15 protein-coding genes are annotated in these 15,707 nt (G+C 61.0%); 11 read left to right on the top strand and 4 right to left on the bottom strand.

Annotated features, from left to right (window positions below):
• Window positions 1-966 carry a LysR family transcriptional regulator gene (locus tag JJN09_RS05145; protein ID WP_249486045.1) on the bottom strand — a complete coding sequence of 322 codons (966 nt, stop codon included), beginning with the start codon at window positions 964-966 and terminating at the stop codon, window positions 1-3.
• Window positions 967-1,276: 310 nt separating this feature from the next.
• Between JJN09_RS05145 and argH the strand changes: the two genes are divergently transcribed.
• The 9 genes from argH (at window position 1,277) to JJN09_RS05100 (ending at window position 10,468) form a co-directional block, all read left to right on the top strand.
• Window positions 1,277-2,704, top strand: a complete 1,428-nt coding sequence (argH, locus tag JJN09_RS05140) for an argininosuccinate lyase (protein WP_249486044.1) — start codon at window positions 1,277-1,279, stop codon at window positions 2,702-2,704.
• Window positions 2,705-2,765: 61 nt separating this feature from the next.
• Window positions 2,766-3,644: an amino acid ABC transporter permease gene (locus JJN09_RS05135; RefSeq protein ID WP_096821468.1), complete on the top strand. Its 879-nt coding sequence runs from the start codon at window positions 2,766-2,768 to the stop codon at window positions 3,642-3,644.
• A gap of 20 nt (window positions 3,645-3,664) precedes the next feature.
• Window positions 3,665-4,429, top strand: a complete 765-nt coding sequence (locus JJN09_RS05130) for an amino acid ABC transporter ATP-binding protein (RefSeq protein WP_249486043.1) — start codon at window positions 3,665-3,667, stop codon at window positions 4,427-4,429.
• A gap of 39 nt (window positions 4,430-4,468) precedes the next feature.
• Window positions 4,469-5,293 carry an ABC transporter substrate-binding protein gene (locus JJN09_RS05125; RefSeq protein WP_249486042.1) on the top strand — a complete coding sequence of 275 codons (825 nt, stop codon included), beginning with the start codon at window positions 4,469-4,471 and terminating at the stop codon, window positions 5,291-5,293.
• A gap of 59 nt (window positions 5,294-5,352) precedes the next feature.
• Entirely contained in the window at window positions 5,353-6,198 is an 846-nt protein-coding gene (locus JJN09_RS05120) for a polysaccharide deacetylase (RefSeq protein ID WP_249486041.1), read from the top strand.
• Entirely contained in the window at window positions 6,191-7,078 is an 888-nt protein-coding gene (locus JJN09_RS05115) for a polysaccharide deacetylase (protein WP_249486040.1), read from the top strand. The genes JJN09_RS05120 and JJN09_RS05115 overlap by 8 nt, the downstream gene beginning before the upstream one ends.
• Entirely contained in the window at window positions 7,075-8,427 is a 1,353-nt protein-coding gene (locus JJN09_RS05110) for an MmgE/PrpD family protein (RefSeq protein WP_249486039.1), read from the top strand. The genes JJN09_RS05115 and JJN09_RS05110 overlap by 4 nt, the downstream gene beginning before the upstream one ends.
• A 16-nt stretch (window positions 8,428-8,443) precedes the next feature.
• Window positions 8,444-9,622 carry an MFS transporter gene (locus tag JJN09_RS05105; protein ID WP_249486038.1) on the top strand — a complete coding sequence of 393 codons (1,179 nt, stop codon included), beginning with the start codon at window positions 8,444-8,446 and terminating at the stop codon, window positions 9,620-9,622.
• Window positions 9,623-9,781: 159 nt separating this feature from the next.
• Entirely contained in the window at window positions 9,782-10,468 is a 687-nt protein-coding gene (locus JJN09_RS05100; RefSeq protein ID WP_179694860.1) for an HPP family protein, read from the top strand.
• Window positions 10,469-10,501: 33 nt separating this feature from the next.
• On the opposite strand, the gene JJN09_RS05095 is transcribed toward JJN09_RS05100, so the two are convergent.
• Window positions 10,502-10,981 carry a hypothetical protein gene (locus tag JJN09_RS05095; RefSeq protein ID WP_249486037.1) on the bottom strand — a complete coding sequence of 160 codons (480 nt, stop codon included), beginning with the start codon at window positions 10,979-10,981 and terminating at the stop codon, window positions 10,502-10,504.
• A gap of 279 nt (window positions 10,982-11,260) precedes the next feature.
• Here JJN09_RS05095 and JJN09_RS05090 point away from each other — a divergent pair, with 279 nt between their 5' ends.
• Window positions 11,261-12,367, top strand: a complete 1,107-nt coding sequence (locus tag JJN09_RS05090; protein WP_249486036.1) for an enoyl-CoA hydratase/isomerase family protein — start codon at window positions 11,261-11,263, stop codon at window positions 12,365-12,367.
• Window positions 12,368-12,370: 3 nt separating this feature from the next.
• Complete coding sequence (locus tag JJN09_RS05085) at window positions 12,371-13,522, top strand: acyl-CoA dehydrogenase family protein (protein ID WP_102620043.1); 1,152 nt, start codon at window positions 12,371-12,373, stop codon at window positions 13,520-13,522.
• Window positions 13,523-13,760: 238 nt separating this feature from the next.
• Here the strand turns inward: JJN09_RS05085 and JJN09_RS05080 are convergent, their stop codons facing one another.
• Together JJN09_RS05080 and JJN09_RS05075 are read right to left on the bottom strand one after the other, a co-directional pair.
• Complete coding sequence (locus tag JJN09_RS05080; RefSeq protein WP_249486035.1) at window positions 13,761-14,534, bottom strand: enoyl-CoA hydratase; 774 nt, start codon at window positions 14,532-14,534, stop codon at window positions 13,761-13,763.
• A gap of 14 nt (window positions 14,535-14,548) precedes the next feature.
• Window positions 14,549-15,676, bottom strand: coding sequence for an acyl-CoA dehydrogenase (locus JJN09_RS05075; RefSeq protein WP_249486034.1), 1,128 nt, complete (start codon window positions 15,674-15,676; stop codon window positions 14,549-14,551).
• Window positions 15,677-15,707 lie beyond the last annotated feature (31 nt).

Here is a 15,707-nt window from a genome sequence, read left to right as displayed (position 1 = left end):
TTACAGCGGCACCTTCAGATCGACGCCCAACGCCTGAGCGAATGCCTTCACCAACGGACTGCGCACGGTGTTGTGGCGCAGGATCAGATTGAATGGCGTGGCGATGTTGATTCGCTCCGGCAGCACTGCACGAAACTGCCCCGCCGCCACCAGCGTGGCCGCGTAATGCCGGGGCAGGAAGCCTACGAAACGGCCGGTCTTGATCAGCAGCGCCACGGCTTCGACCTGGGTCGCCGAGGCGGAAAAACTGTCGTAGCGGGCAAAGTTGAGCTTGTCGCGATGGATCGCGTAGCGGTGGTTGATGCACTCGTAATCCTGCAGCACGTCGCTGTTCATTTTTGCTTCAGGCATTTCGAACAACGGATGGCCGACAGCGCAGTAAACCTCCGAACGTTCTTCATATAACGGGTAATAATCAAACTCTTCGCGTTTCTGATAGACCGGTACTATTCCCGCCACCAGGCGCCCTTCTACAACTCCTCTTTCCACCTCATCCAGCTGGGTGGCCTGAAGTTGAAATCTTACTTTCGGCGACTCTTCATTTATTCTCTTAAGCGCCGCAACTAACGGTGAATTAAGGTCGCTGATCGTATTATCAATAACGCCCACACCAAGATCGCCAATAAGTTCGTTCTGCGCTGAACTAAGCCGATCCCGGAAGTTGTCGACCGACGCGAACAAATCAATCGACGCCTGATACACCAGACGCCCTTCCTCGGTCAGGTGAAACCCCTCGCGACCCCGGGTACACAAGCGCATGCCGATGCGGATTTCCAGGTCGGAGATCTGCTTGCTGATGGCCGCAAGGCCCACGTTCAGCTCGTTTTGCGCGGCGCTGAAGCCTCCTGCCTCGACCACGGCCTTGAACACCTTGAGCAGTTTGAAATCCAGTCCGCTGAGGGCCAGCGGTGCTCGGTGAGCCGTTTTCAGCGGCGGGTTTCCGGAATTGGAAAGTGGGGTTTCCATAATGCTGATTTACCTCTGGCGCAATGTTCAACAATCTGTGTCCAACAACAAAAACATCGCCGGCTAATAATAATGATCACAGAAAACCAGCCTTGGCAACCGCCAAAAAATCCCGAACATCAGTGCCAACTCACTGATCGCCAAACATTAAAAGCTGACACTTCGATCAGCTCTTGTCTCTTTGCAACTGCCCTCTTGAAAACTGCTTTGGCCTGACTCTGTTCTCAGATTCTGTCCGCTGACTTTTCAGCGTGTTCGACAGGCCATGCACACCGATTTCAGTTCGCGTTACCGACGAGGAAAACAACAAATGTCTCAAACCACCGACCGTCTCTGGGGTGCCCGTTTCAAAAGCGGCCCGTCCGCAGCCCTGGCGGCCCTGTCCCGTTGCCCCGAGCGCTATTTCCGCCTGACGCCATACGATCTGGCCGGTTCCAAAGCCCACGCCGGGGAACTGCTACGTGCCGGCCTGCTGGATGAGCAGGAAACCCGCACGATGATCGAAGCTCTGGACGGCATCGGTGCCGATTTCGCTGCCGGGGGCATTGCTCCGACGCTGGACGACGAAGACGTTCATACCTTTATCGAGCGCCTGCTGACCGAACGCCTCGGCGCATTGGGCGGCAAGCTGCGCGCCGGCCGCTCACGCAACGACCAGACTGCCAACGACCTGCGCCTGTTCCTGCGTGATCACGTCCGCACCTTGGCGGTCGAAGTCCTGGCGCTGCAACAGGCGCTGGTGGATCAAGCCGAGCAGCACATCGAAAGCATCTGCCCGGGTTTCACCCACCTGCAGCAGGCGCAGCCAATCGTGTTCGCCCATCACCTGCTGGCCCATTCGCAATCGATGCTGCGTGACGTGCAGCGCTTGGTGGACTGGGACGCCCGCACTTCGCTGTCCCCCCTCGGTGCAGCGGCCATGGCCGGTTCCGCGATTGCTCGCCAGCCGCAGCAATCGGCCAAAGAGATGGGTTACGCCGGGGTCTGCGAAAACTCCATCGACGCCGTGGCCAGCCGCGATCACGTCGCCGAATTCCTGTTCATCGCCAGCATGCTCGGGATCAACATCTCGCGTCTGGCCGAAGAGTTCTGCCTGTGGTCGTCGCGCCAGTTCCGCTGGGTCGATCTCGACGACGCCTACGCCACCGGCAGTTCGATCATGCCGCAGAAGAAAAACCCGGACATCGCCGAACTGGCCCGGGGCAAGGCTGGCCGTCTGATCGGCAACCTGACCGGTCTGCTCTCGACCCTCAAATCCCTGCCGCTGTCGTACAACCGCGACCTGAGCGAAGACAAGAACGGCGTGCTCGACAGCGTCGACACCCTGCTGCTGGTGCTGCCGGCGATGGCCGGGATGGTCGCGACCATGACCGTCAACGTCGAGGAACTGCGGCGCCAGGCACCGCTGGGTTTCACCCTCGCCACCGAAGTTGCCGACTGGCTGGCGGTGCGCGGCGTGCCGTTCAAGGAAGCCCACGAAATCACCGGTGCGCTGGTCCAGGCCTGCGAAAAACACAACCTCGAATTGTGGGAAGCCTCGCCGGCGCTGCTGGCCGAGATCGACCCGCGCCTGACGGCGGACGTGCGCGACAGCCTGACCCTGGAAGCCGCCATCGCTGCCCGCAGCGGTTGGGGCGGAACCGCGCCGCAACAAGTGCGCGAACAGATCGGCCGCCTGAAAACCGCCCTCGCTGCGCAGCAACAGTGGACCGAAAACTACCAGGGCTTCCGCCTCTAAGCCGGGTCCCCCTCCCACCAGGAGGGGGTTGATCGATAAGTACAGTGTACGGAGAAACACCATGAGCCAGACTCAGGCAGAACGACTCCAGGCGGAGCGCAAACTGGCGGAAAACCAGTTCGATATCACCCAGTACCAGCATGTGCCACGGCGCTATTACGGGCGAATCTTCTTCGCCACGTTGATTGTGATCGCGATCATTGGCCTGGTGCGGGCCTTTGCTGAAGGCAAGATCGAATGGTCGTACATCGGCCAGTTCCTGACCTCCGAAGCGATCATGTGGGGCCTGCTCAACACGATCATCATGGCCGTGCTGGCCATGGCGCTGGGCATCGTGTTCGGGGTGATCACCGCGATCATGCGCATGTCGGCCAACCCGATCCTGCGCTACGTGGCGCTGACCTACACCTGGCTGTTTCGCGGTACGCCGCTGATTCTGCAACTGCTGTTGTGGTTCAACCTGGCGCTGATTTTTCCCACCATCGGCATTCCCGGCCTGTTCGAACTCGACACCGTGAGCCTGATGACCCCGTTCGTGGCCGCCCTGCTCGGCTTGAGCATCAACCAGGGCGCCTACACCGCCGAAGTGGTGCGTGCCGGTCTGCTGTCGGTGGACACCGGTCAGTACGAAGCGGCCAAGTCGATCGGCATGCCGCGCCTGCAAGCGCTGCGCCGGATCATCCTGCCGCAGGCCATGCGCATCATCATTCCGCCGGTCGGCAACGAATTCATCGGCATGGTGAAAATGACCTCGCTGGCGAGCGTCATCCAGTACTCGGAACTGCTCTACAACGCCCAGAACATCTACTACGCCAACGCCCGGGTCATGGAGCTGCTGATCGTCGCCGGTATCTGGTACCTGGCCACCGTCACCGTCCTGTCCTTTGGTCAAAGCCGTCTGGAGCGTCGTTTCGCTCGCGGCGCCGGCAAGCGCTCGTAAGCCGCGCAGGAGAATCGAACATGAGAAACATCGTCAAGGCTGTGGCCCTGAACAAATATTACGACCAGTACCACGCGCTCAAGGACATCAACATCGAGGTCGAGCAAGGCGAAGTGCTTTGCATCATCGGCCCGTCCGGCTCGGGCAAGAGCACCCTGCTGCGCTGCGTCAATCAGCTGGAAAAGATCGACAAGGGTGGTCTGTGGGTCGATGGCGAACTGGTGGGCTACCGCGTCGTCGGGCACAAGCTGCACGAACTCAACGAGTCGCAGATTGCCCGTCAGCGCCTGGCCACCGGCATGGTGTTCCAGCGTTTCAACCTGTTTCCGCACATGACTGTGCTGCAAAACATCATCGAAGGCCCGTGCCAGGTGCTCAAGCGTTCACCCAAGGAGGCGCACGAAGAAGCCCTGGAACTGCTGGCCCGGGTTGGCCTTGCCGACAAACGCGACAGCTACCCGATTGAATTGTCGGGCGGTCAGCAGCAACGGGTGGCGATCGCCCGCGCCCTGGCCATGCGCCCCAAGCTGATGCTGTTCGATGAACCCACTTCGGCACTCGACCCGGAACTGGTCGGTGAGGTGCTGTCGGTGATGCGCGATCTGGCGCAAACCGGCATGACCATGATCGTCGTCACCCATGAACTGGGCTTCGCCCGGGAGGTTTCCAACCGCATGGTGTTCATGGACGGCGGGCAGATCGTGGAGGCTGGAAGCCCCGAAGAAATACTAATAAGTCCGCAAAACCCGCGCACCCAAAGCTTCATTTCTGCCGTTCGAACCTGAGGCCCCTTTGGCCTTCACAACACTCATAAGAGAACGTCCATGAAGAACTTCGTTATCCCAGCAGTACTCGCAGGCCTGATGGCTTCCAGCGTCAGCTTCGCCGCCGAATTGCCGGCCGGCATCAAGGAAAAAGGCGAGATCGTCGTCGCGATCATGCCCAACTATCCGCCGATGGATTTCAAGGACCCGGCCACCAACAAGCTCACCGGTCTGGACTACGACCTGGGCAACGCCCTGGCCGAGCGCCTCGGGATCAAGATCAAGTGGCAGGAAACCGGCTTCGAGCAAATGATCAACGCCCTGACCACCGACCGCGTCGACATCGTGCTGTCGGGCATGACCGACACCGCCGAGCGTCAGGCCAGCGTGACCTTCGTCGACTACTTCACCAGCGGCCCGCAGTTCTACACCTTGCAGAAGAACACCGCGACCAACGAAATCACCGACCTGTGCGGCAAGAAAGTCGGCACCAGCCGCCGCACCACGTTCCCGGCGGAAATCGCCGCGTGGAGTAAGGAACACTGTGAAGCCGCAGGCAAACCTGCGATCAACGTGATCGGCACCGAAGGCTCGGCCGACGCCCGCGCCCAACTGCGTCAGAGCCGTATTGATGCAGCGATGCAGGGCAGCGAAACCCTGTCGTACCTCAAGACCCAGGAAAAGGACATGTACAAGACGGTCGGCCAGCCGATCTCCGTGCAGTTCACCGGGCTGGGTGTGAGCAAGAAGAAGCCTGAGCTGAGTGAAGCGGTGAAAGTGGCGTTGCAGAGCATGGTGGATGACGGCAGCTATAACGCGATTTTGAAGAAGTGGGATCTGGAGCTGGGTGCGATCAAGGAAGTGACCATCAACGCCGGCAAGTAATCCGGTCAGCGCCGACTCAACCGGTCGGCGCTGTTTCATGAATAGCTCGAGCGCCCTTAATGTCCTCCTTGCAACCCACCTGGCCCGACCAGCACAAAGCCTGCCTCGCCCTGGCCTTCGACCTCGACGGCCCGACCGGCGATGCGATGCTCAACGGTTCGATCTGGCACAAACCGGAATACTTCGGCTTCGGCGGCTACGGCCCGTATCGCGCCTTGCCACGCCTGCTCGACCTGCTCGACACCTTCAAGATCCCGACCACCTTCTTCGTCCCCGCGTTGGTCGTGGAAAACTGGCCGAAACAATGCCAGGCCATTGTCGAACGCGGCCATGAAGTCGCCTACCACGGCTACAAGCACGAATCCTTCTACGCCCTGACGCTGGACCAGCAGCAGGCCGTGATGAACAAGTCCCGCGACGTTTTCTGGCAATACCTGCACATCCGCGCCGAGGGTTTTCGAACCCCGTCCGGTGATTGGCGCGCCGAAACCCCGGCGATGCTGGCCGACAACGGCGTTATCTATTCCAGCAGCATGCGCGGCGACGACCGCCCGTATCTGGTCAACGTCCCCGGCCACGATACGCCGCTGGTGGAGATCCCCGGCCGCTGGGAAATGGACGACTACGCCTCCCTCGCCTACACCCGCGCACCGAACTTCCCGTCCGGGCTCGACCGCACCGCCAGTTATGAACTGACCCTCGACAACTGGCAACGCGAGTACGACGGCGCGATGGACGAAGGCCTGTGCCTGACCACTCTGTTCCACCCGAAAATCACCGGCAAACCGGGGCGCATCCTGTTGCTGGAGAAACTCTTCGAACACATGCGCCAGCGCGATGACGTGTGGTTCGCCACCTGCCGTGACGTCGCTCGCTGGTGGCTGAAGGAGCATCACCATGGCTGACTCCAACCTTTGGCCCGCCGGCAAGCGTTGCGCGGTGGTGCTGACCGTCGATTACAACGACATCCACGGCATCCTCACCCAGGCCCCGGAAGTCGCCGGGCGTGACAAGACGCTCTCGGTGTGGCGCTACGGCACGCAACGGGGTGTCGAGCGTTTGCTCGGCCTGTTCAAGGAACTCGGGGTGCGCAGCAGCTGGTTCGTGCCCGGCATCGTCGCCGAGGAAAATCCGCAGCACATCGCCGCGATACAGGCTGACGGCCATGAAATCGCGTGCGCCGGTTACCGCCATCAGGATTACGACACGCTGGATCTGGCGGCGCAAAGCGCGGAAGTCGCCAAGGGCTGTGCAGCGCTGAAAATATTGACCGGCGTGCGTCCAACCGGTTTCCGGATTCCGGCAGGCAACGGCGCGCCGGGATTCATCGAAGCCTTGAAAGCTCACGGCATTCACTGGTCTTCCTCATGGCGTGGCGATGACCTGCCGTTCTTGCACCCGACCGCCCCCGAAGTGGTCGAGTTGCCGCTGCATTACGAGCTGGAAGACGAACCCTACTTCGCCTTCAACCTGAGCCCGGCCGTGCCGCCAGCGCAATCGCGGATCGCCTCCTACAGCCACACCCTCGGTAACCTGCAAATGGACTTCGCCGGGTTCCACCGCTTCGGCCTGTGCTACGTGCTGCGGCTGCACCCGGAAATCATCGCCACGCCGGGGCGCATCGGTGTGCTGCGGGAATTGCTGCAAGGCATTCAGCAGCATGACGACGTGTGGATCGCCACCGGCGCCGAAGTTGCGCAATGGTGGGTGCAATCGGCGGCTCCGGTTGCGCAGGATCACCCGGCGTCGGTGTATGAGCGCCATTATCGGGACTACCTTGTATGACCCAGCGCATGCAGCGGCTGGCGCAGTTTTGCGTCGAAACCCGCTTTGAAGATCTGCCCCCGGCGTTGGTGGAACAGGCCAAGCGGCACATTCTCGATACCTTCGGTGCAGTGCTGGCCGGGGCCGATAGTGCGGTGGCGCTTCAGGCGCGGCAGGTATTCGGTGCAGAGCCGGGCACCGCACTGGTCTGGGGTTCATCACTGCGCGTCGGTGCGGGGCACGCGGCGTTGCTCAACGGCATCGCCGCCCATGCGCTGGAACTGGACGACACCGGCGGTTGCGATCATTCCGGCGCGGTGGTGCTGCCGGCGGTGATGGCGGCGCTGTCACTGGTGGATCGGCCGGTGGACGGTCGCGAGTTCATCACGGCGGTAGTGATCGGCTACGAAATCGGCCGGAGGGTGCTGGAAGCCTGCGGCAGCTATTCGGCGCACAACGGCGCCGGTTGGCATTCCACCGCCACCTGCGGCGTGTTCGGCGCGGCAGCGGCCTGTGCGCGGATCTTTGCCCTGGATGCAGCGCAAACCGTGTCGGCGCTGGGCATTGCCGGCAGTTTCAGCGGCGGGTTGTGGGCGTTCATCCATGACGGCTCGCAAAGCAAGAAACTGCACAGCGGCCGTGCGGCCGAAGGTGGTCTGCTCGCGGCGCGTTTTGCACGCGAAGGCGTCAGCGGGCCGTCGGTGTTGTTCGATGATGTCTGGGGTGGATTTCTCAAGACCCTCGCGCCGGGTAGCGCGCAACCGGATGCATTGGACGCCGAGTTGGGACGGGTATGGAAACTCGCGCGCTGCTCGATCAAACCCTACGCCGCCTGCCGTGGCACCCACTCGGCGATCGATGCGCTCGGCTTGTTGCTGGAGCAATTGCAGGTCGGCGCCGATCAGGTGGAAGACGTCCAGGTGAATCTGTGCGGTTTTCTGCTCGACATGTGTGGTGGCCGCGACATCCAAAGTCTGGCCGCTGCGCAGATGAGCCTACCCTACGCCCTCGCCGCGCGACTGGTGCACGGGCACTGTCGGCTCGAGGCTTACGATGAACAGCCGCGCAACGATCCGCGCATTGCTCATTGGCTGACGCGCATTCGCCTTGAAGTGGATGAGCGTCTGTCGGAGGATGGCGAGCCGGTGGTTATTGTTCGAACCCGCGACGGGCGTCAGGCGAGCCTGTGTGTCGAGGTGCCGCTGGGCGCGCCGGGCAATCCGCTGAGCGAGGCGGCGCTGGAGGAGAAGTTTTTCAGTCTGGCGTTGCGCGTGAGTTCAGCAGCCAAGGCTGAACGGCTGCTGGCACAGTTGCAGCAACTGCAAACGCTGGATTCCGTGCGCGATCTTGAGCACCTGTTAACCGAATAAGGACATTTGATTTTCCGTGGCCACCTACTCGCTCGTTATCCGCCGCCTGATGATCGTTTCGCTGACCATCGTCGTCAGCCGCGCCATCACCAGTCCTTTGCTCACACTGTTCTTGAGCAACAAGCTCGGCCTCAACCAACAGGACGTCGGGTTGTTGCTGGGCATCGCGGTGTTTATCGCCACCCTGCTCGCGCTGTACGGCGGCTACATCATCGACCGACTCGAGAAGCGCCGGTTGCTGATCCTCGCCATGCTGTCCAGTTCCATCGGTTTCGTGTTGCTGACCTTCGCCAAAGACCTGTACCTGACGACCGCAACCCTGGTCATCACCGAAACCGCCTCGGCGTTGTTCCTGATCGGTTCCAAGGCGATCCTCAGTGAAAACCTGCCCATGGGCCAGCGGGCCAAGGCGTTTTCCCTGCGCTACACCCTGACCAACATCGGCTACGCCACCGGCCCGATGCTGGGAGTGGTGATCGCCGGGGTGTACCCGATTGCGCCGTTCCTGATAGCCGCCGGTATCGCTTTCGGCAGCATCTTCCTGATGATAGGGATTCCCAGGGACGCCAGCCCGGTCGCCGCCATCGGCCAGCCGCAAAGCTTCCTGAAAACCCTGGTCACCCTGAAAAACGACCGCACGCTGATCATGTTCACCTGCGGCTGTCTGCTCAGCACCGTGGTCCACGGCCGATTTACGCTGTACCTGTCCCAATACCTGTTGGTGGTCGAAGACTCGCAGCGCGCCCTGCAAACCATGGCCGCCCTGCTCGCCTGCAACGCCATCGCAGTGATCCTGCTGCAATACCAGATCGGCCGCTTCCTCAACCGGGAAAAACTGCGCTACTGGATCGCCGCCGGCACCAGTCTGTTCATTCTCGGCCTGATCGGTTTCAGTCTGGCCGACAGCCTGGTGAGTTGGTGCATCGCAATGTTCATCTTCACCCTCGGCGAGATGATCATTTATCCGTCGGAATTCCTGTTCGTCGACACCCTGGCCCCGGAAGAATTGCGCGGCAGTTATTACGGCGCGCAGAACCTCGCGGCGTTGGGCGGCGCGCTAAGCCCGGTGATCTGCGGTTTCCTGCTGATGCACACGCCAGCACCGACCATGTTCTACGCCCTCAGCGCGCTGACCGCGATGGGCGGTTTCCTGTGCTTCATGAGCGGACGGCGAGTGGCTTTACTTCATAAATAATGCATTGAAGATGCATTTATATGAATTTGTCAGCATCGAGATTGCTTGGCACACTGTGCGCGTTCCTCCCCCAATAGTTGGAACACTTCGAAGGACTTTCCGGATCGACGGACAAGTCCTTTTTTTTGCCTTCAGTTTCCCCAAGAGGATCGCTACTTCATGCTCGCTCGCTGGTTGCCCGCCGCCATCAACACCCGCCCCACTGAATGGAGCCGCGCCGCCATCGGCATGGCGCTGGGCACGTTGTTCAGTGTGTGGGCGTGCAGTCAGGTGTTCGGCATCGAAGTCGCCTACCACCTGATCGGCCCGTTGGGCGCCTCGGCGGTGCTGCTGTTTGCCGTATCCTCCGGCGCCCTCGCCCAGCCGTGGTCGATCATCGGCGGCTATCTGTGTGCCGGCGTGGTCGCGTTGCTGGTGGCCCACGTCCTCGGCCGAACCCTGGGCAGCGCGTGCCTGGCGGCGGGCATGGCGCTGATATTGATGTGCTGGCTGCGCTGCCTGCACCCACCAGCCGGCGCCGTCGCATTGACAATGGTGCTGGCCGATCCGATGACCATCGCCATGGACTGGAAAGCCCTGGAACCGGTAATGCTCAGCGCCGCCTGCCTGCTGCTCGCTGCACTGGCCTACAACAACCTGACTCGGATCCGTTACCCGAAACGTCCCGCCGAACCGGCGCCGGCCGTGGCACCGGTCGATATTCAGTCCATCACGGCCGAGGATCTGAAATTGGCACTGGCGGATATGGAGGCGTTCATTGATGTCACACCGGAAGATCTGGAGCAGTTGATTCATGCCAGTGAATTGCATGCGAAGCGGCGAAGCATTGGCCAAGTGTTCAGCTGAAAGCGGCGTGCTGCGCAAACTCCCTGAAACGGATCAATCCGGCATCGACCGGATGATATCCATCAAATCCTCTTTGGTAACTCCGTTGGCTTTGATAGCTGCGGCGACGTCTTTTTTCGAGAGAGGGAAACGCTTGAATATGTCTTTCAACGCATCGGCATCGACATTCGACAACCAGCGAGGATCAATCAATGATCCTCCATACTCGGGCTTCATCGGCACGGGATCGCCGGCGATAAAACCCTTGTGATTGAAAAAGACCATGTAACGACTAAAACCTTCGGGGTAGCTTTTGTCGTAATAGAGCGTCGTGCTGACGGGCAGCACGTAATAGCTTTCATCATCGCCATGCCCCGCGATCAGCAAGGGTTCTTTGGTCCTGATCATTTCCATGCCATACGCCCTGGAAAACCCGCCACGCAGGACAAACGCCCACGCTGCGACATTGATAACCGTCAGCAGCAGTAGCAACACAACGATCAGTCTGCCTGTTGAATACCTTGTTATCGACATGGTGCGCCTCCATTGCGCGTTGAGCTCTGGTGAAAAAACGCTGGGGTTCTGTTGCAGACGCTGTTGAAGCGAAGGTCTGTTTGCGGGCTCGTCGCAACCGCCGCGCAGCCTAGCAGGTGCCGGCGCTCCGGCCACAATTTTTCATTTTGTGGTCAAGGCAAAAATGCAGACACCCCATGCACATATCCCCGTTGTACACGGCAAATTTGCACTGTTACGATCCGGTAACGCTCGCGCGCGAGCTTCTCGAATAAAGACAATAAAAGCAGGGAGTTAGTGATGACTGCTCAGGCTTCATCCCCGCGGACTTCGTCCATGGATGCCACGCCACACGAAGTGCTGGCCGAGGTTCGCAATCACATCGGTCATCTGACCCTCAACCGCCCCGCCGGTCTCAACGCCCTGACCCTCGACATGGTACGCCAGCTCCAGCAATACCTGGACGCCTGGGCCGCTGATGCCGATATTCACGCCGTCGTGCTGCGCGGTGCCGGCGAGAAAGCCTTTTGTGCCGGTGGCGACATTCGATCCCTGTACGACAGCCATAAAAGCGGCGACACGCTGCACGAAGATTTCTTCGTCGAGGAATACGCCCTCGACCTGACGATCCACCACTACCGCAAACCGGTGCTGGCGTTGATGGACGGTTTCGTCCTCGGCGGCGGCATGGGCCTGGTGCAAGGCGCCGATCTGCGGGTGGTCACCGAGAAGAGCCGTCTGGCGATGCCGGAAGTGGCGATCGGGTATTTCCCGGATGTCGGCGGCAGTTATTTCCTGCCGCGCATTCCCGGCGAGCTGGGGATTTATCTGGGCGTCAGCGGCGTGCAGATTCGGGCGGCGGATGCGCTGTATTGCGGCCTCGCCGACTGGTATCTGGACAGCAGCAAACTCGGCACCCTCGATGAACAATTCGATCACCTGGAGTGGCACGATACGCCGCTGAAAGACCTGCAAAACCTGCTGGCCCGCCATGCCGTGCAAACTCTGTCGGATGCGCCGCTTGAAGCCTTGCGCCCGGCCATCGACCATTTCTTCGCGTTGCCCGATGTGCCGAGCATCGTCGAGCAACTGCGCGCCGTGACCGTCGCAGACAGCCACGAATGGGCAACCACCACCGCCGACCTGCTGGAAACCCGCTCGCCGCTGGCCATGGGCGTGACCCTGGAAATGCTGCGTCGCGGCCGGCACCTGAGCCTGGAACACTGCTTCGCCCTCGAACTGCATCTGGATCGCCAGTGGTTCGAACGCGGCGACCTGATCGAAGGCGTGCGCGCCTTGCTGATCGACAAAGACAAATCACCACGTTGGAACCCGCCGACCCTTGCCGCGCTGCACGCCGAGCACATCGCGGGTTTCTTCCACGGTTTCGCTGAGAGCGGGAGCTGAGCCATGCACGATCTCGAATTGACTGAAGACCAGGTAATGATCCGCGACATGGCCCGGGATTTTGCCCGCGGCGAAATCGCCCCCCACGCACAGGCTTGGGAAAAGGCTGGCTGGATCGATGACGGTCTGGTGGCGAAGATGGGCGAACTCGGCCTGTTGGGCATGGTGGTGCCGGAAGAATGGGGCGGCACGTACGTCGACTACGTAGCCTATGCGCTGGCGGTGGAAGAGATTTCTGCCGGTGACGGCGCTACCGGTGCGTTCATGAGCATCCACAACTCGGTGGGCTGCGGCCCGGTGCTCAACTACGGCAGCGAAGAACAGAAACAGACCTGGCTGGCAGATCTGGCCAGCGGTGCGGTGATCGGCTGCTTCTGCCTGACCGAACCCCAGGCAGGCTCCGAAGCGCACAACCTGCGCACCCGCGCCGAACTGCGTGACGGGCAATGGGTGATCAACGGCGCCAAGCAGTTCGTCAGCAATGGCAAGCGGGCCAAACTGGCGATCGTGTTTGCGGTGACCGATCCAGACCTTGGCAAGCGTGGGATTTCGGCGTTCCTGGTGCCTACCGATACACCGGGTTTCATCGTCGACCGCACCGAACACAAGATGGGCATCCGCGCCTCCGACACCTGCGCGGTGACGCTGAACAATTGCAGCATTCCTGAAGCGAATCTGCTGGGTGAACGCGGTAAAGGTTTGGCGATTGCCCTCTCCAACCTTGAAGGCGGACGCATCGGCATTGCCGCGCAAGCACTGGGCATCGCCCGTGCGGCGTTTGAAGCGGCGCTGGGTTACGCCCGTGATCGGGTGCAGTTCGGCAAGGCAATCATCGAACACCAGAGCATCGCCAACCTGCTGGCGGACATGCAGATGCAGATCAATGCGGCACGGTTGATGATCCTGCATGCGGCGCGGCTACGTACGGCGGGCAAGCCGTGTCTGTCGGAGGCTTCGCAGGCCAAATTGTTTGCTTCGGAAATGGCTGAAAAGGTTTGTTCGTCAGCGATTCAGATTCATGGCGGGTATGGGTATCTGGAGGATTACCCGGTGGAGAAATATTACCGGGATGCGCGGATTACCCAGATTTATGAAGGGTCAAGCGAGATACAGCGGATGGTGATTGCGCGGGAGTTGAAGAACTATCAGTTGTAACCGAGTAACGCCTGCCCCTCATCGGAACGCCGCCCGCCCAGCCCTCTCCCGGAGGGAGAGGGCGCCGACCGAGGGGGCTGGCGTCATACATCGACCTGAAAGATCGCGTCGATTATGGATTCACAAACGATCTTTCAAGTCGGCGTATTTCTTCAATATCCCCCGATCAGTCCCCTCTCCCTCTGGGCGGTCCGACGTTTCGGGAGGGCTAGGGTGAGGGGCTCTTGATTTTGCCGTGTTACTTACCTTGAAATTCAGGCGCACGCTTGGCCACAAACGCCGCCATCCCTTCCTTCTGATCCTGCGTCGCAAACGCCGCATGAAACACCCGGCGCTCGAATCGCACGCCTTCAGTCAAATTCACTTCGAACGCGCGATTCACGCTCTCCTTGACCATCATCGCAATCGGCAACGACTTGCTGGCAATAACCGCCGCGACTTTCAGCGCTTCATCCAGCAACTCGTCACTCGGCACGATCCGCGCGACGATGCCGCAGCGCTCCGCTTCCACCGCATCGATCAAACGTCCGCTCAGGCACATTTCCATGGCCTTGGCCTTGCCCACGGCGCGGGTCAGGCGCTGGGTGCCGCCCATGCCCGGCAGTACGCCGAGGTTGATCTCCGGCTGGCCGAATTTGGCGTTGTCGCCGGCCAGGATGAAGTCGCACATCAGCGCCAGTTCGCAGCCACCGCCGAGGGCGAAGCCGTTGACCGCCGCAATGATCGGTTTGCGGCGGTTGGCCACGCGGTCACTGTCGCTGAACAGGTCGTCCATATAGATCTGCGGGTACGTCAGATCAGCCATTTCCTTGATGTCGGCGCCGGCGGCGAAGGCCTTCTTGGAACCTGTGATGACGATGCAGCCAATGTTCGCATCGGCTTCCAGGCCATCGAGGGCGCGGTTCACTTCGCTGACCAGTTGCGCGTTCAGGGCGTTCAGTGCCTGCGGTCGGTTCAGGGTGATGACGCCGACGCGGCCATGGGTTTCCAGCAAAATCGTTTCGTAATTCATGTGCAGATTCCTTCTCAAAGATTGCGCGAAATGACCATACGCTGAATGTCGCTGGTGCCTTCGTAGATCTGGCAGACCCGCACGTCGCGGTAGATGCGCTCCAGCGGGAAGTCGTTCAGGTAACCGTAACCGCCCAGGGTTTGCAACGCCATGGAGCAGACCTTCTCGGCCATTTCCGAGGCGAACAGTTTGGCCATCGATGCCTCGACCAGCGCCGGCTGACCACTGTCACGCAGGGCGGCGGCGTAATGCACCATTTGCCGCGCCACGGCGATCTGGGTGGCCATGTCCGCCAGGCGGAACGCCACGGCCTGGTGCTCGATGATCGGCTTGCCGAAGGTGTCGCGCTCGCGGGCGTAGTCACGGGCCGCCTCGAACGCGGCACGGGCCATACCCACCGATTGCGAAGCGATGCCGACGCGGCCGCCTTCGAGGTTGGCCAAGGCGATCTTGTAACCCTCACCCTCCTCGCCCAACCGGTTGGCGACCGGTACTTTCACGTCTTCGAACAGAATCTGGCAGGTGTCCGAAGCGTGCTGGCCGAGCTTGTCTTCGACGCGAGCAACTTTGTAGCCCGGCGAATCGGTCGGCACGATAAACGCGCTGATCCCGCGCTTGCCGGCGCTCGGATCGGTGACGGCAAACACGATCACGATCCCGGCATTCTGCCCGGAGGTGATGAACTGTTTGCAGCCGTTGAGCACGTAGTGATCGCCTTCCCGCCGTGCGCGGGTTTTCAGGCTGCTGGCATCGGAACCGGCCTGCGGTTCGGTCAAGGCAAAAGCACCGAGCATCGCGCCGCTGGCCAGCGGTTTGAGGAAACGCTCGCGCTGGTCGTCGTTGCCGAACTTGAGGATCGGCACGCAACCCACCGAGTTGTGCACGCTCATGATGGTCGAGCAGGCACCGTCGCCGGCGGCGATCTCTTCCAGGGCCATGGCGTAGGCCAGGTAACCGGTGTCGCAACCGCCCCACTGCTCCGGCACCAGCATGCCGAAGAAGCCCAGTTCGGCCATTTCGCCGATGGCTTCCTTCGGGAAGCGGTGCTCGCGATCCCACTCGGCGGCGAACGGTTTGAGCCGTTCCTCGGCAAACTGCCGGGCCATGTCGCGAATTTGTTGTTGGTCGTCATTGGGAATCATGGCAAATCCTTAAATCCTGGTTACAACACAG

It is taken from the genome of Pseudomonas sp. HS6, from assembly GCF_023375815.1.
In the GTDB taxonomy this organism is placed as follows: domain Bacteria; phylum Pseudomonadota; class Gammaproteobacteria; order Pseudomonadales; family Pseudomonadaceae; genus Aquipseudomonas.
The sequence above is the reverse complement of the archived record's forward strand: the minus strand, read 5'-3'. Positions and strand labels throughout refer to the sequence as shown.

Excerpts from the sequence above, each read along its gene's own strand:
- JJN09_RS05075 (WP_249486034.1), bottom strand. The coding sequence starts at position 15,676 with ATGATTCCCAATGACGACCAACAACAAATTCGCGACATGGCCCGGCAG.
- JJN09_RS05135 (WP_096821468.1), top strand. The coding sequence starts at position 2,766 with ATGAGCCAGACTCAGGCAGAACGACTCCAGGCGGAGCGCAAACTGGCG.
- JJN09_RS05125 (WP_249486042.1), top strand. The coding sequence starts at position 4,469 with ATGAAGAACTTCGTTATCCCAGCAGTACTCGCAGGCCTGATGGCTTCC.
- JJN09_RS05130 (WP_249486043.1), top strand. The coding sequence starts at position 3,665 with ATGAGAAACATCGTCAAGGCTGTGGCCCTGAACAAATATTACGACCAG.
- JJN09_RS05110 (WP_249486039.1), top strand. The coding sequence starts at position 7,075 with ATGACCCAGCGCATGCAGCGGCTGGCGCAGTTTTGCGTCGAAACCCGC.
- JJN09_RS05080 (WP_249486035.1), bottom strand. The coding sequence starts at position 14,534 with ATGAATTACGAAACGATTTTGCTGGAAACCCATGGCCGCGTCGGCGTC.
- JJN09_RS05145 (WP_249486045.1), bottom strand. The coding sequence starts at position 966 with ATGGAAACCCCACTTTCCAATTCCGGAAACCCGCCGCTGAAAACGGCT.
- JJN09_RS05120 (WP_249486041.1), top strand. The coding sequence starts at position 5,353 with ATGTCCTCCTTGCAACCCACCTGGCCCGACCAGCACAAAGCCTGCCTC.
- JJN09_RS05095 (WP_249486037.1), bottom strand. The coding sequence starts at position 10,981 with ATGTCGATAACAAGGTATTCAACAGGCAGACTGATCGTTGTGTTGCTA.
- JJN09_RS05085 (WP_102620043.1), top strand. The coding sequence starts at position 12,371 with ATGCACGATCTCGAATTGACTGAAGACCAGGTAATGATCCGCGACATG.
- JJN09_RS05115 (WP_249486040.1), top strand. The coding sequence starts at position 6,191 with ATGGCTGACTCCAACCTTTGGCCCGCCGGCAAGCGTTGCGCGGTGGTG.
- JJN09_RS05090 (WP_249486036.1), top strand. The coding sequence starts at position 11,261 with ATGACTGCTCAGGCTTCATCCCCGCGGACTTCGTCCATGGATGCCACG.
- JJN09_RS05100 (WP_179694860.1), top strand. The coding sequence starts at position 9,782 with ATGCTCGCTCGCTGGTTGCCCGCCGCCATCAACACCCGCCCCACTGAA.
- argH (WP_249486044.1), top strand. The coding sequence starts at position 1,277 with ATGTCTCAAACCACCGACCGTCTCTGGGGTGCCCGTTTCAAAAGCGGC.